Origin of the sequence: Viridibacillus sp. NPDC096237, from assembly GCF_050278625.1 — a bacterium.
Lineage (GTDB): Bacteria > Bacillota > Bacilli > Bacillales_A > Planococcaceae > Viridibacillus.
The window spans coordinates 74,798-89,624 of sequence record NZ_JBNNTI010000002.1; the positions used below are offsets into that span (position 1 = coordinate 74,798).

Genomic DNA, 14,827 nt, shown 5'->3' on the forward strand with positions numbered 1-14,827 from the left:
TTAATCCCTCCCTGTCACAAGGATAGACAGGGTTCAGATGTTTTATTCACTAATCTCGCAAAAAATCATTCTATCTTTTTGATTAATATCTTTCACTACTTCTACTTTGGCTTGTGGAAATTTTTCTTTGAAAAATTTCGCTACTGCCTCTCCTTGTTTATAACCAATCTCTACACCGATGAAACTGGGTTTTTTCATAAGAGTTGGCAAATTTTCAGCGAGCTTTCGGTATAAAGCTAGTCCGCTTTCTTCTGCAAATAATGCACTATGTGGTTCATGTTCTAAAACGATATCAGACATTTCCTCCGCTTCATCAAATGCTATATAAGGTGGGTTAGATAACACAACATCCCATTGTTCATGCACTAGGGGTTCGGTTAAATCTCCTTCTCTGAAGTTTATTTCGGCATCTAATTGCTTAGCGTTATTCTTGGCTGTCGTAAGTGCTATTGGGGAAATATCTGTTGCGATTACAGTTGCTTGAGGCACTTCTTTTTTCATCGTTATAGCAATCGCGCCACTTCCCGTTCCGATATCTGCTATTTGAATAGATGCTGTAGCTGCAAATAGTTTCTTGATGCGTTTTAGTGCTTCCACTATTAACTCTTCTGTTTCAGGACGAGGAATTAGAACTGATTCATCTACTTTAAATGTACGGCCGTAAAACTCTTCTGAGCCCGTAATATACTGAATAGGGCGACCACTTTTATGTTCCTCTATCATATTAAAATAGTTTTCCCACTGCGCGTCCGTCATTTCATCTCGCATAATCATCATTAATCCTGTATAGGATGTATTTAATGCATGCTGTAAAAGTAAACGTGCTGCACCTTCTTCTCGACCGTTTTCTTGTAAAAAAGAAGAAGCCCGGTTGAGGGCCTCATATACTTGTCTTGTCATATTAATCATTTAAGCTTTCAAGTTTATTTGCTTGCTCTTCTAATATTAATGCATCGAAGATTTCATCTATCTTACCTTCAATAATTTGATCAAGCTTTTGAATCGTTAAACCGATACGGTGATCTGTTACACGATTTTGTGGGAAGTTATAAGTACGGATACGTTCTGAACGGTCCCCTGTACCAACTGCAGATTTACGTTCTGCATTATATTCATCTTGTGCTTCTTGTTGTAATTTATCGTATACACGAGCACGTAATACTTTCATCGCTTTATCACGGTTTTTTAATTGAGAACGTTCATCTTGCATTGCAACAACAACACCTGTTGGAATATGTGTCATACGAACAGCAGAGGCTGTTTTGTTGACGTGCTGTCCGCCTGCACCACTTGCATGATAAATATCTACACGTATATCTTTATCAGCTATGTCTAACTCTACTTCTTCAGCTTCAGGCATTACAACTACTGTTGATGTTGAAGTATGCACGCGACCTTGTGATTCTGTTTCTGGTACACGTTGTACACGATGTGCGCCACTTTCAAATTTGAATTTTGAGTATGCACCTTGACCGTTAATCATGAAGACGATTTCTTTATAGCCACCAAGTTCTGTTGGGTTAGCGTTCATGACTTCAATTTTCCAGCCTTGCGTTTCAGCATAACGACTATACATACGGAATAATGTATTCGCGAATAGAGCAGCTTCATCACCTCCGGCTGCACCGCGGATTTCCATAATAACGTTTTTATTGTCGTTCGGGTCTTTTGGAATTAATAGAAGACGTAGATGGTCTTCTAATTTTGCAATTTGTTCTTCTAATTCAGTTACTTCTTCTTTTACTAACTCACGCATTTCAGGATCTAGTTTATCCTCAAACATTTCTTTCGCTTCTTGATACTGTTGTTTCACTTCTTTATATTCTCTATAAACTTCTACTGTTTCACTTATATCAGACTGTTCTTTTGAAAACTTCGCTAATTTTTTTGAGTCATTGACAATCTCAGGGTCGCTAAGTAATTCATTTAATCGATCGTAACGATCTTCAACGGCTTGTAGGCGATCAAACATTTCTTTCACCTTGACCTTTCTTTTGGAAATTTTATTTAAATCAGCTTGTGATTAGCTATTTGTCGAAATATGCTCCTTCAATAGTATAATGAAAAAGAACAGCTATCGCTACTCTTTTGAAGATTGAACATTATTTTTTCTTCAAATATTGGTCAATACCGTCAGCTATACTATTTGTGATGCTTTTTAAATACCTTGAATCCGCCAATTTTTTGTCTTCCTCCCTATTCGTCATATAACCCAATTCTATCAACGTACCAGGTACCTTCGACCAATTTGCTCCTGATAAGTCATCTCGATAAATAATACCTTTTATATCTTCAACTTTTTTATTCTTTTCTATCTTTTGTATAATTTCATTTGAAATTACTAGACTCTTTTTATAGACATTTTTTGATATGTATGGATTTTTAGCTGATGTAGTTAAAATTGAAAAACCTTTCTCTTTTTTATTGATGGACCCGTCAGTATGTATACGTAAAAAAACGTCTGCATTGCTTTTGTTAGCGATATCGGCACGTTCACGATTACTTATATTGACATTTTATTTTGTACGTGTATATATCACTTTAAAGCCAAGCTTCTTTAATGTATTGCCGAGCATTTTAGACGCTTTCAATGTAAGGATGGATTCTTTTTTGTTTGTATAAGGGCTGTACGTCCCATCCGTCACTTTATACTTCGTTTTCAGTGCACCTGGGCCAATGGGTTCAACATCAATATTTGCATACTGCTGATGGCCTGGGTCGATAACAATTATTTTTTTGCTTGATTTCTTTATTGCCGTTTTTGCAGTTACTGGCGCTATTGAGAAAACAGAAATTAGAGCAATACACGAAAATAATAAACGTATGATCTTCCCCATATGTTCTCCCTTCTAAAATAGATTTACTATATTCAATACTAGCATATCTCAATACATTAATATCCAATTTAGGATAAATTGATTGTTTTATGTAAATCAACTACCATTGACCCACAAAAAAAGAGCAGCTTCTAAGCTGCTCTTACTGATGAATTGATTTTCCTACTGGCACTTCATGGTGATGTCTACAGCGGGGTTCATACGCTTCAGATGCGCCTACTAATATAACCGGGTCATCAATTCCTGCAGGTTGCCCATTAATTAAGCGCTGTGTACGACTCGATGGTGATCCGCACACACTACATACTGCCTGTAATTTTGTTACTAGCTCTGCAATTGCCATTAACTTCGGCATCGGGCCGAATGGAACTCCTTTGAAATCCTGATCAAGTCCCGCTAATATTACACGGAATCCGTGATTAGCTAATTGCTGAACAATTTCTACAATATCATCTTCAAAAAATTGTGCTTCATCAATTGCAATTACATCGAAATCATCTGAAATGTGATCCCATATTTCTTTAGGTGATTTGATAGGTCTTGCTATTACCGTAGTGCCATTGTGGCTTACAACTGCTTCTTCACTATAACGATTATCAATTTCAGGCTTAAAAACTGCAATTTTCTGCTTCGCAAATTGAGATCTACGAACGCGGCGAATTAGTTCTTCAGATTTCCCCGAAAACATACTTCCGCATATTACTTCAATCCAACCGTTTTGAGTCATTACGTACATGAATTAGACTCCTTTCAAAACTTATATCCATCATCATAACGAAAAAATAGAAAGAATACTTCTCTTTTTTTTATATAAAAACTATGTTATGTAATCCTCTTACATAGCTTTTTATTTTAAACGAACGAGATTTATACTACACGAAAAAGTATTTTGGCGCAAGAAAAATACCTGCCTAGCAATTACTTGCCGGGCAGGTATTTTGTGTATACGGGTTAAATTATTTAATACCGTATTTTTTGTTGAAACGATCAACACGTCCGTCAGCAGACGCGAATTTTTGACGGCCAGTATAGAATGGGTGACATTCGTTGCAGAATTCTACTACGATTTTTTCTTTTACTGAACCAGTTTTGAAAGTGTTACCACAAGAACAGCTTACTGTTGCTTCTTTGTGTTCTGGATGAATACCTTGTTTCATGTGTATGATCTCCTTTCGCCCTGAACCATCTGGAACAGAGTTTATCGAACTGTTGCCTTACACGACCCAGATTAGTTGCCGCATATGCAACACGTTTCTTGCAATACTTTATGAATTATATCAAAAACTATTTAGTGATGCAAGCAAAGAAGTTATATACTTATAAATTATAGTAGAAAATAACTTTACTTTTACAGTAACCCTTTACCGTTTCGAGCAGCCTTCATATCTGAATTTAGCTGTTCAAAAAACTCATCATTCGTTTTTGTTTGACGTAATTTTTTAAGGAATCGTTCCGCAAAATCGGAGGAATCTGAGAATGTTTTACGAATCGCCCACAGTTTATCAAGTTGGTCTTTTGGAATTAGTAATTCTTCCTTACGAGTTCCTGAACGACGAATATCAATAGCTGGGAAGATACGACGTTCTGCTAAACTACGATCTAAATGAAGCTCTAAGTTACCTGTCCCTTTGAATTCTTCGTAAATTACTTCATCCATACGAGAGCCTGTATCGATTAATGCAGTAGCTAATATGGTTAAACTACCGCCTTCTTCAATATTACGCGCCGCACCGAAGAAACGTTTAGGACGGTGGAATGCAGCTGGATCAATACCACCTGATAAAGTTCGTCCACTTGGAGGTATAACAAGGTTATATGCACGTGCAAGTCGGGTAATAGAGTCCATTAAAATAATAACATCACGCTTATGCTCTACTAATCGCATAGCACGTTCTAATACTAACTCTGCCACTTTGACGTGATTTTCAGGCAATTCATCAAACGTTGAGCTAACTACGTCTGCCGCTACTGAGCGTTCAATATCCGTTACTTCCTCAGGACGTTCATCTATTAACAGTACAATAAGTTCAGATTCAGGATATTTCTCGGTAATCGCATTTGCAACTTCTTTTAAAAGTAATGTTTTACCCGCTTTTGGAGGAGCCACAATAAGTCCACGTTGACCAAAGCCTACTGGTGCCACTAAATCCATAATACGTGTAGATAATTTTGTTGGTGTTGTTTCAAGTTTAATATGACGATCCGGATATAGCGGTGTCAATGCCGGGAAATGTACACGTTCTTTTGCAGTTTCAGGATCTTCTCCATTTACTGCTTCTACATGTAATAAACCATAATAGCGCTCATTTTCTTTTGGCGGGCGCACTTTCCCCGTTACTTTATCACCATTACGTAGACTAAATCGACGGATTTGTGATGCTGAGATATAAATATCTTCAGAGCTTGGTGAATAATTTATAGGTCTTAAGAAACCAAAGCCCTCTTGTTGAATAATCTCAAGGACACCTTCCATGAAGAAATAGCCTTCTTGTTCTGCTCTTGATTTTAAAATAGCAAAAATTAATTCTTTTTTTGTCAGCTTACTATAGTATGAAATTTTATAATCTCTCGCAAGGGCATACAAATCTTTCAGTTTCATATCTTCAAGCTGAGAAATTGTCATTGTCGTCATAGACATAGCACCACTCTTATATAAGTTTTTTTGTATAGATGAATTTGGTCAACATAGATGTGTGAGAATTGCGAGTAAATGAATGAAATGTACTTTGAGAAGAAGCCCGGCAATTGCCGGGCAATTAATATTGAAGTTTAATATTCCATAAATAGATTTGGTTTTTTAGTTAAGCTATGGCGTCCTTCGATGAAACGAACAGTACCAGATTTAGCACGCATAACAACCGATTCAGTTGTACAGTGTCCACCTTTAAATTGAACACCTTTTAGTAACTCTCCATCTGTAACACCTGTTGCGGCGAAGATTGCATCATCACCTTTAACAAGGTCATCCATATATAATACTTTGTTAACTTCGATACCCATCTTTTTGCAACGTTCAATTTCTTCATCATTTGATGGAATTAATTTACCTTGGAATTCTCCACCAAGACATTTTAATGCTACTGCGGCAATTACACCTTCAGGAGCTCCACCCATTCCAAATAGAATATCTACACCTGTTTCATCAAACGCTGTGTTAATTGCTGCTGCTACATCTCCATCAGATATAAATTTAATACGAGCGCCAGCTTCACGAATTTGATCAACAATATGTTGGTGACGATCACGATTTAATAGAGTCGCTACTACGTCTTCAATATCTTTGTTTTTCGCTTTAGCCACTGCACGTAAGTTATCAATTACTGGTGCATTAATATCAATCTTCCCTGCTGCTTCTGGACCTACTGCGATCTTTTCCATGTACATATCAGGTGCATGAAGTAAGTTTCCGCGATCAGCGATTGCTAATACAGTTAGTGCGTTCCCGCTACCAGCTGCTACTATATTCGTACCTTCTAGAGGATCTACGGCGATATCGACATGAGGGCCATTTTCATCATGACCTAATTGTTCACCAATATATAACATTGGTGCTTCGTCCATTTCACCTTCACCGATTACGACTGTTCCTTGCATAGGAATGGAGTCAAATACTTGACGCATTGCTGTTGTTGCCGCGTCATCTGCTTCCATTTTCAATCCTCGGCCCATCCATCTTGCTGAGGCAATTGCTGCTGCTTCTGTAACACGTACTACTTCCATTGATAAACTGCGTTTCATTTTTAACTGTTCCTCCCGCTTTCCAGCCCATAAATGGTTGGAATCCTTTAAAACTAAATCTATTGTAGCACACAGATAATTCTGTGCGACTTTTTTTCAGTTTTATCTTTTTGTTGCTATATTTTCATGTTCTGAAGGTAGCGTTTCACGGCGAATATCTGCACCCAGAGCAAGTAGCTTCGGAACCAATGAACTATAGCCTCTTTCTATATGGAAAATGTCATGGATTTCTGTTTCACCTTTGGCTAATAAGCCTGCAATAACCAATGCTGCACCTGCTCGTAAATCTGTAGCAGTAACTGTAGCAGCTTCTAGTCTAGTCGAACCATTAATGATGGCTGTACGCCCTTCCACTTTACCATTTGCCCCCATGCGCGCTATTTCATCGATATGTTTAAAACGGGCAGAATAGATTGTATCTGTCACAACTGATGAACCTTGCGCTTGTGTTAGTAATACTGTAAAGGGTTGTTGTAAATCCGTTGGGAATCCTGGATATACAAGAGTTTTCACATCAACTGCCTGAAGTTTTTCAACTTTAGGTATGATGATTCGCTCTTCTTCCTCAATGATTTTGACACCCATTTCACGCAGTTTTGCTGTTACAGCTTCTACGTGTAATGGAATTACATTATCGATTATAATACCATCACCAATTGCTGCGGCCATGATCATAAATGTACCAGCTTCTATACGATCTGGAATAATTGTATGATTTGTACCATGTAACTCTTCAACGCCATCAATTCGAATAACGTTCGTACCTGCACCTTTAATCTTAGCTCCCATGTTCGTTAGTAACGTGGCAACATCAATAATTTCAGGTTCTTTTGCAGCATTTTCAATGACTGTACGTCCCTTTGCTTTTACTGCAGCAAGCATGATATTAATTGTAGCACCTACACTGCTAACATCTAAATAGATTTTAGCGCCTACTAACTCATCTGCTCGTAAATAGATTGCACCATGCTCATTTGTTACCTTAGCACCTAATGCTTCAAATCCTTTAATATGTTGATCAATTGGGCGTGGTCCTAAATGACAACCACCTGGTAAACCAATAACAGCCTTTTTAAAACGTCCTAACATCGCTCCCATCATATAGTAAGAAGCGCGAAGTTTTTTGACATTGCCATTTGGTAAAGGCATATCGACCATTCCTCGCGGATCTATGACCATATGACCATCAGAAAATTGTACTTCTCCACCAATTTCTTCAAGCAAGGCTTTCAATGTTGTAACGTCTAGAATTTCTGGTAAGCCTTCGATTGTGACGGGTGAATTAGCCAATATGGATGCTGGAATTAAGGCCACAGCACTATTTTTAGCACCGTTTACTTTAATTGTACCTTGCAAACGCTTGTCGCCGTTAATTTTATAAACGTCCATGTAAATCTCCTTCATCTTCGGATATTTCTATTATTATTAACCGTTTTTCTTATTCCAATCCGCTAAGAAACCTTCAATTCCTTTATCAGTTAAAGGATGTTTGAATAATTGAGCTAAAACTTTAAATGGAGTTGTGGAAATATGCGCACCAGCAAGAGCCGCTTCTGTAATATGTTGTGGGTGACGAATAGAAGCCGCAATAATTTGCGTAGGGATTTCATGAATTGCGAAGATTTCAGCGATTTGGCGTACTAACTCAATACCATCTTGACCAAGATCATCTAGTCGACCTAAGAATGGAGATACGTAAGTTGCTCCAGCACGAGCCGCTAATAGTGCTTGGTTTGCACTAAAGATTAATGTTACGTTTGTTTTAATACCTTTTTTTGATAGTGTAGAGCAAGCCGTTAAACCTGCTGGTGTCATTGGTAATTTCACTGTGATATTTGGTGCGATTGCAGCAAGTTCAAGACCTTCTTTAATCATACCTTCTGCATCTAATGAAATTACTTCTCCACTAATAGAACCGTCAACTAACTCTGCGATTTCGCGTAGACGATCGTGGAATGAAATGTTTTGTTCCTTTGCCACTAATGATGGATTTGTTGTTACACCTGAGATAATTCCCCAAGAATGCGCTTCTTTTATTTCTTCAAAGTTAGCTGTATCGATAAAAAATTTCATTATTATATCCCCCTGGACGATGGAAAATAGGAGAAGGACGGATTAATATAACCGAACACTTCTCCTGTTATCATCTAATTAATTATGCTTTTTGAGCACTACCGAATTCGTGTATTTTGCCAATAACTGTCGCTTTAATAGCATCACGAGCTGGAATTAAATATTTACGTGGATCATATACTTTTGTGTCATTTGCTAGTACTTCACGAACCGCTTTAGTAGCTGCGATTTGGTTTTCAGTATTAACGTTTATTTTAGCTGTTCCTAAAGAGATTGAACGTTGAATATCTTTTAAAGGAATACCCGTACCACCGTGTAATACTAATGGTAAGTCAGCTAATTTTGAGATTTCTTCCATTTCTTTAAAACCTAGGTTTGGCTCACCTTGATAAGGACCATGAACTGAACCTAATGCAGGTGCTAGGCAATCAATATTTGTAGCTTCAACAAGTTTTTTACATTCTTGTGGATCTGCATACATAATACCACCAATTACACCATCTTCATCGCCACCAACTGTGCCAAGTTCTGCTTCTACAGAAACATCTTTAGCATGTGCATATTGAACCACTTTAGAAGTGATTTCAATATTTTCTTCAAATGAATGGTGTGAAGCATCAATCATAACTGATGTAAAACCAGCATCAATCGCTTCTTTACATTTTTCGAAGCTTGAACCGTGGTCTAAGTGAATTGCTACTGGAACTGTAATCTTGTAGCTTTCGATCAGGCCTTTTACCATGTGTACTACGGCAATAAATCCTCCCATGTATTTCCCAGCACCTTCTGAAACACCTAAAATTACTGGTGAGTTTTCTTCTTGTGCAGCAAGTAAAATAGCTTGAGTGAATTCAAGGTTATTAATGTTGAATTGACCAACTGCATAACCTTCTTTTTTACCTTTAATCAACATTTCTTTCATGGAAACCAAAGCCATTACAAAATTCCTCCTCTAGTATGAAGCACGGTATTAATGTTATTTAATATCATAACTCATAATATCAAAAACATACATGGTTGACCACTGCTCACCCTTAATCTTTCAATATTTTATTGACCACGTCTCGCACTTCGTAAATGTCGAATGGTTTAGTAAAGTAGTGCTTTGCACCGAGTGCCTCAGCTTCTTTAATCAAATCCAATTCACCATATGCTGTCATCATAAGTACAGGTAGGTCAGGCAATTGCTTATTTATACGTTTTAGAATTTCAATCCCATCCATTCCAGGGATTTTCATATCTAATAATACACAATCCATCATTATTTTATCTATATATTGCAAGGCTTCAAGACCGTTAGCTGCTAGATATGTTTCATAGCCTTCCTTCTTAAACACCTCATTGAGTAGCAAGCGAATTCCTTGTTGGTCGTCTACAATAAGTATTTTTTTCAACTTTACCATACTCCCTTTTTTTATTCCCCCGTACGTATTATTCGATAATATACCTCATTTTCCCTTTTAATACATTAAAATAATTCTATTTTGCATTTAATATGAACACTTATTATAATAAAAGCCGTGAGGTGAATATTATGTTGAAAATGTTGTCGACACAGCTTGGCGGTCTCTTACAAAGAATTTCGACTAGTCAAGAGGATGCAATAGAAGAAACTGCACGATTATTAGCGCAAGCAGGTATCGCCGAAGGAACTGTATATTTTGCTTGTTTTGATGAAATGCAAGCAATTGAAAATAATGCTTTGTATAGTGCAGAACCTTTTACAAAATTAAAACCTTGGTCTAAGGATACAAAATTAGTATCAACAGACCGTGTATGTATTTTCACTCGTCACGCAAACAATCCACAGGCTCTCGATTTAGCACGTTCATTATTTGATTTATTCATTCCATTTGCTGTAGTAGCAAGTGAAAAAGCTGAGGATAGTGGTGAGATGGCTGATTTAGCTTACACCTATGTATCTTTGGGCATCAAAAATGGATTATTGCCAAATGATGCCGGTGAACGTATTGTACTGCCATATAGTTTCGCTGCTTTGTTTGTGTATGAAGCTATGAAAATGTCTTACGACGAAATGCTATCAAATGATTAGTAATTATACCACTCTTTTTTAAGACTACTCTCTAGGTTCTTGGAGTAGTTTTTTTGTTTTCTAGATGTCTGAATGTTTATTATTGTTATAGTATGGTCTAATTTATTTATTTTCTACAAAAAAGAGACTACTCTTATAATCATGCAGAGTAGTCTCTTTGTATAAAGCTTAGTTTTTTGAGCTCTCAAACAACCTATGCTAATTACTCAATTGAATTTGGTAAATCATTTTCAATTTGAGCCTTACAATGATATTCAAGTTTTGCCACGCTAAATCAGCATTTATTTAACCGCTGCTGCGATGAATTCTCTAAATAGCGGTTGTGGGCGGTTCGGACGTGAGATAAATTCTGGGTGGAATTGAGATGCCACGAAGAATTTGTTCTCTGGTAATTCAACAATTTCAACTAAACGGCCGTCTGGGCTTGTACCTGAGAAAACGAATCCTGCTGCTTCGAATGCTTCACGGTATTCATTATTGAATTCATAGCGATGACGGTGACGTTCGTAAATAATTTCTTCACTATAAGCTTCCATAGCTTTAGAATCTGATTTTAATTTACATGGGAAAAGACCTAAACGAAGAGTTCCACCTAAATCTTCCACGTCTTTTTGTTCTGGTAAAAGATCGATAATAGGGTATTTAGTGTCTGCATCAAGTTCTGATGAGTGCGCGCCTTCTAAGTCTAGAACGTTACGTGCAAATTCAACAGTTGCTAATTGCATACCTAGGCAAATACCTAAGAATGGTACGTTATTTTCACGTGCATATTGAGTTGCTATGATTTTACCTTCAACACCACGGTCACCAAAGCCACCTGGTACAAGGATACCATCTGCATTTTTCAATAATTCTTCAACGTTTTCAGCTGTAATGTCTTCAGAATTGATCCAGTCTACATTAATATCTGCATCTACTGGGTAACCAGCGTGTTTTAACGCCTCAACTACTGATAAATAAGCATCTTGTAATTCAACGTATTTCCCAACAAGTGCAATTTTCACTGTTTTAGATAAGTTTAATACGCGATCTACTAATGCAGTCCATTCTACCATATCTGCTTGTGGTGCAGTGATACCGAAGTGTTCTAGAACGATATCATCCATACCTTGTGCTTGTAGGTTTAATGGTACTTCATATAAATGTTTTGCATCTTGACATTCGATAACGTTGCTTGCTTTTACGTCACAGAATAATGCTAATTTTTCTTTCATTTCTTGTGGTACTTCTTGTTCTGTACGTACTACAAGAAGAGTTGGTTGAATACCTAAAGAACGCAATTCTTTTACAGAGTGTTGTGTTGGCTTTGTTTTTAATTCACCAGCTGCTTTGATGTAAGGAATTAAAGTACAGTGAATGTACATTACGTTTTCCCCACCAAGATCTGATTTCATTTGACGAATAGCTTCTAGGAATGGTAGCGATTCGATATCACCTACTGTTCCGCCTACTTCTGTAATAACCACATCTGCGCTTGTTTCACGACCTGCACGTTGGATACGTTCTTTAATTTCGTTTGTAATATGTGGAATAACTTGTACAGTTCCACCGTTATAATCTCCACGACGTTCTTTTCTCAATACAGAAGAGTAAACACGTCCAGATGTTACTGTACTGTGTTTTCCTAAGTTAATATCGATGAAACGTTCATAGTGACCTAAATCTAAATCTGCCTCTGCGCCATCATCTGTTACGAAAACTTCCCCGTGTTGGTACGGACTCATTGTACCTGGGTCCAGATTGATGTATGGGTCAAATTTTTGGATTGTTACTTCTAATCCACGGTTCTTTAGTAAACGTCCAAGTGATGCAGCTGTAATACCTTTACCAAGCGATGATACAACCCCGCCTGTTACGAAAATATATTTGGTCAAAGCCAATTCCTCCTTTAAATTAAACACTTATAAAAAAATAAAAAACGCTCCTCCCGCATAATATGCAGGGGGAGCGTATAAATTATACGGTCATTCTCCTTTTAAGGAGCCCAAGTAAAAGATTATATGGAACTCAGCTAGAAGTCAAGAAATTATTCTTCTTCCTCTTCTTCTAACTCATCATCTTCTTCGTCAATTTCAAATTCATCTTCTTCTTCAAGCAAGTCTTCATCAAGGTCTTCATCGATATCATCGATTGTTACATCTTCGAATTCTTCCTCTTCATCATCATCATCATCATCATCATCAGTTGGATCTTCAACGAATTCATCGAAGTTTTCATCGAAGTCTAATTCTTCATCTTCTTCAAGTTCATCTTCATCGTCAATTACAGCTTTAGCTTTTTTCTTGCGGACTTTTACTGTTGGTGCTGTTTCTTCTTCGATTTGTTCGATTGCATACCACTCGCGAAGTCCCCAGCGGTTTTCACCTAGCACAATAAAACGACCTTCAATGTTAAGGTCTGTATAAAATTGTAATAAGCGTTCTTTTATTTCTGCATCAGTGCAACCGTTTATTCCTTGGATTTCTTTCATCAGTTCTGGGAAAGTTAATGGTTGTTTTTTTGAAACTAAAATTCCGTATGCTAAATCGATAAACGATTCTTCTGATAGTTGTTCTTTTGTCATTTCACGAAAGTTCAAATCGTGCACGTCCCTTCTTAATACATAAACATAATATCCATTATATACAATCTTTCTTTGATTACGCCACAATCAATTATTCTTTTTTTGATTTCTCAATTGTCGATACCCATAAACAAAAAGATATATGGAAAAAATAAGGATGGGGATGGCCCCTAATTGCTTGTTATACAAAAAGAATATAAGTACCAGGCAAATTATGATAAATAGACAATGTAATAGGCTTTTCATATAAACAAGAACTCCTTAAAATTTGTTTTACTCCTTATTATACAAAAAATAAAAATGAAGGGGCTAATGAAATGATTAGTTCCTCCATTTTTTATTTTTTGAGTAATTTTTATCTCTTATGAGCTTGGGCCAACAGGATGTGGGTCAGATAGCCGTTGCCACAGGACGTGGCGAACTTAGGCTATTTTCCACTTGACGGGCGTTCTCAGCATTTAATCACATATCCAGCTTCAGGCCCGCACGATGCGGGTCACGCAGCCATTGCCACAGGACGTGGCGTTCTTAGACTGTGTTCCTTTGTCCAGTGCTTGTCGAAGGCCCACAGGATGTGGGTCGATAGCCGTTGCCACAGGACGTGGCGAACTTAGGCTGTGTTCCTTTGTCCAGTGCTTGTCGGAGGCCCACAGGATGTGGGTCAGATAGCCGTTGCCACAGGACGTGGCGTTCTTAGACTGTGTTCCGCTGAACGAGCGCCTTCAACATTTAGTTACATATCCAGCTTCAGGCCCGCACGATGCGGGTCACGCAGTCGTTGCCACAGGACGTGACGTTCTTAGACTGTGTTCCTTTGTCCAGTGCTTGTCGGAGGCCCACAGGACGTGGGTCAGATAGCCATTGCCACAGGACGTGGCGCTCTTAGGCTATCTTCCACTAAACGGGCCGCTTCAGCATTTAGTTACATATCCAGCTTCAGGCCCGCACGATGCGGGTCACGCAGTCGTTGCCACAGGACGTGGCGCTCTTAGGCTGTGTTCCGCTGAACGAGCACCTTCAGCATTTAGTTACATATCCAGCTTCGGGCCCGCACGATGCGGGTCACGCAGCCATTGCCACAGGACGTGGCGCTCTTAGGCTGTGTTCCGCTGAACGAGCGCCTTCAGCATTTAGTTACATATCCAGCTTCAGGCCCGCACGATGCGGGTCACGCAGTCGTTGCCACAGGACGTGGCGAACTTAGGCTGTGTTCCACTGAACGGGCCGCTTTAGAATTTAGTTACATATCCAGCTTCAGCGGCCAGCCCCTCGAGGTCACTTCAGTCTCTCGGTCAAGGCATAAAACGCCTTGATTCGAGCCTTCCAGTGCTTGTCGGGGCTGAACGGGCCGCTTCAGCATTTAGTTACATATCCAGCTTCGGGCCCGCACAATGCGGGTCACACAGTCGTTGCCACAGGACGTGGCGTTCTTAGACTGTGTTCCGCTGAACGAGGCCGCTTCAGCATTTAGTTACATATCCAGCTTCAGCGGCCAGCCCCTCGAGGTCACTTCAGTCTCTCGGTCAAGGCATAAAACGCCTTGATTCGAGCCTTCCAGTGCTT

At 38.5% G+C, this 14,827-nt stretch carries 15 protein-coding genes; 1 reads left to right on the plus strand and 14 read right to left on the minus strand.

What is annotated here, in order from left to right; all coding sequences use genetic code 11:
- Positions 1-42: 42 nt before the first annotated feature.
- The 12 genes from prmC to ACQKMD_RS03280 all read right to left on the minus strand — a co-directional run bounded on the left by prmC (position 43) and on the right by ACQKMD_RS03280 (position 10,042).
- Positions 43-909, minus strand: a complete 867-nt coding sequence (prmC, locus tag ACQKMD_RS03225) for a peptide chain release factor N(5)-glutamine methyltransferase (RefSeq protein WP_427749426.1) — start codon at positions 907-909, stop codon at positions 43-45.
- Positions 902-1,972: a peptide chain release factor 1 gene (gene prfA / locus ACQKMD_RS03230; protein WP_427749428.1), complete on the minus strand. Its 1,071-nt coding sequence runs from the start codon at positions 1,970-1,972 to the stop codon at positions 902-904. The genes prmC and prfA overlap by 8 nt, the downstream gene beginning before the upstream one ends.
- Positions 1,973-2,102: 130 nt before the next feature.
- Positions 2,103-2,507: an N-acetylmuramoyl-L-alanine amidase family protein gene (locus tag ACQKMD_RS03235; protein WP_427749623.1), complete on the minus strand. Its 405-nt coding sequence runs from the start codon at positions 2,505-2,507 to the stop codon at positions 2,103-2,105.
- A 9-nt stretch (positions 2,508-2,516) separates the two neighbouring features.
- Positions 2,517-2,837 (minus strand): hypothetical protein, encoded by a 321-nt coding sequence (locus tag ACQKMD_RS03240; protein ID WP_427749430.1) that lies wholly within the window; start codon positions 2,835-2,837, stop codon positions 2,517-2,519.
- 142 nt (positions 2,838-2,979) lie between these two features.
- Positions 2,980-3,573 (minus strand): thymidine kinase, encoded by a 594-nt coding sequence (locus ACQKMD_RS03245; RefSeq protein ID WP_427749432.1) that lies wholly within the window; start codon positions 3,571-3,573, stop codon positions 2,980-2,982.
- Positions 3,574-3,793: 220 nt separating this feature from the next.
- On the minus strand, positions 3,794-3,994 hold the full coding sequence (rpmE, locus tag ACQKMD_RS03250; RefSeq protein WP_427749434.1) for a 50S ribosomal protein L31: 201 nt from the start codon (positions 3,992-3,994) through the stop codon (positions 3,794-3,796).
- 191 nt (positions 3,995-4,185) lie between these two features.
- The gene (gene rho, locus ACQKMD_RS03255) at positions 4,186-5,469 is read right to left on the minus strand and encodes a transcription termination factor Rho (RefSeq protein ID WP_427749625.1); all 1,284 of its coding nucleotides are present in this window, start codon (positions 5,467-5,469) and stop codon (positions 4,186-4,188) included.
- A 137-nt stretch (positions 5,470-5,606) separates the two neighbouring features.
- The gene (glpX, locus tag ACQKMD_RS03260) at positions 5,607-6,575 is read right to left on the minus strand and encodes a class II fructose-bisphosphatase (protein WP_427731604.1); all 969 of its coding nucleotides are present in this window, start codon (positions 6,573-6,575) and stop codon (positions 5,607-5,609) included.
- A gap of 102 nt (positions 6,576-6,677) precedes the next feature.
- Positions 6,678-7,964, minus strand: coding sequence for a UDP-N-acetylglucosamine 1-carboxyvinyltransferase (locus ACQKMD_RS03265; RefSeq protein WP_427749436.1), 1,287 nt, complete (start codon positions 7,962-7,964; stop codon positions 6,678-6,680).
- Between the two features lie 36 nt (positions 7,965-8,000).
- Positions 8,001-8,648, minus strand: coding sequence for a fructose-6-phosphate aldolase (gene fsa / locus ACQKMD_RS03270; protein ID WP_038180078.1), 648 nt, complete (start codon positions 8,646-8,648; stop codon positions 8,001-8,003).
- Between the two features lie 82 nt (positions 8,649-8,730).
- Positions 8,731-9,585, minus strand: coding sequence for a class II fructose-bisphosphate aldolase (locus tag ACQKMD_RS03275; RefSeq protein WP_427749438.1), 855 nt, complete (start codon positions 9,583-9,585; stop codon positions 8,731-8,733).
- A 97-nt stretch (positions 9,586-9,682) separates the two neighbouring features.
- Entirely contained in the window at positions 9,683-10,042 is a 360-nt protein-coding gene (locus ACQKMD_RS03280; protein WP_038180081.1) for a response regulator, read from the minus strand.
- Positions 10,043-10,182: 140 nt separating this feature from the next.
- On the opposite strand from ACQKMD_RS03280, the gene ACQKMD_RS03285 reads away from it, so the two are divergent.
- Positions 10,183-10,701, plus strand: a complete 519-nt coding sequence (locus ACQKMD_RS03285) for a DUF2529 family protein (RefSeq protein WP_427749439.1) — start codon at positions 10,183-10,185, stop codon at positions 10,699-10,701.
- Between the two features lie 281 nt (positions 10,702-10,982).
- Here the strand turns inward: ACQKMD_RS03285 and ACQKMD_RS03290 are convergent, their stop codons facing one another.
- Positions 10,983-12,575 carry a CTP synthase gene (locus ACQKMD_RS03290; RefSeq protein ID WP_427749441.1) on the minus strand — a complete coding sequence of 531 codons (1,593 nt, stop codon included), beginning with the start codon at positions 12,573-12,575 and terminating at the stop codon, positions 10,983-10,985.
- Between the two features lie 152 nt (positions 12,576-12,727).
- On the minus strand, positions 12,728-13,288 hold the full coding sequence (gene rpoE / locus ACQKMD_RS03295; RefSeq protein ID WP_427749627.1) for a DNA-directed RNA polymerase subunit delta: 561 nt from the start codon (positions 13,286-13,288) through the stop codon (positions 12,728-12,730).
- Positions 13,289-14,827: the final 1,539 nt, after the last annotated feature.

Coding starts and splice junctions, on each gene's coding strand:
- ACQKMD_RS03240 (WP_427749430.1), bottom strand. CDS start 2,837: ATGGGGAAGATCATACGTTTATTATTTTCGTGTATTGCTCTAATTTCT.
- ACQKMD_RS03265 (WP_427749436.1), bottom strand. CDS start 7,964: ATGGACGTTTATAAAATTAACGGCGACAAGCGTTTGCAAGGTACAATT.
- ACQKMD_RS03285 (WP_427749439.1), top strand. CDS start 10,183: ATGTTGAAAATGTTGTCGACACAGCTTGGCGGTCTCTTACAAAGAATT.
- prmC (WP_427749426.1), bottom strand. CDS start 909: ATGATTAATATGACAAGACAAGTATATGAGGCCCTCAACCGGGCTTCT.
- fsa (WP_038180078.1), bottom strand. CDS start 8,648: ATGAAATTTTTTATCGATACAGCTAACTTTGAAGAAATAAAAGAAGCG.
- rpmE (WP_427749434.1), bottom strand. CDS start 3,994: ATGAAACAAGGTATTCATCCAGAACACAAAGAAGCAACAGTAAGCTGT.
- prfA (WP_427749428.1), bottom strand. CDS start 1,972: ATGTTTGATCGCCTACAAGCCGTTGAAGATCGTTACGATCGATTAAAT.
- ACQKMD_RS03275 (WP_427749438.1), bottom strand. CDS start 9,585: ATGGCTTTGGTTTCCATGAAAGAAATGTTGATTAAAGGTAAAAAAGAA.
- ACQKMD_RS03245 (WP_427749432.1), bottom strand. CDS start 3,573: ATGTACGTAATGACTCAAAACGGTTGGATTGAAGTAATATGCGGAAGT.
- rho (WP_427749625.1), bottom strand. CDS start 5,469: ATGACGACAATGACAATTTCTCAGCTTGAAGATATGAAACTGAAAGAT.
- glpX (WP_427731604.1), bottom strand. CDS start 6,575: ATGAAACGCAGTTTATCAATGGAAGTAGTACGTGTTACAGAAGCAGCA.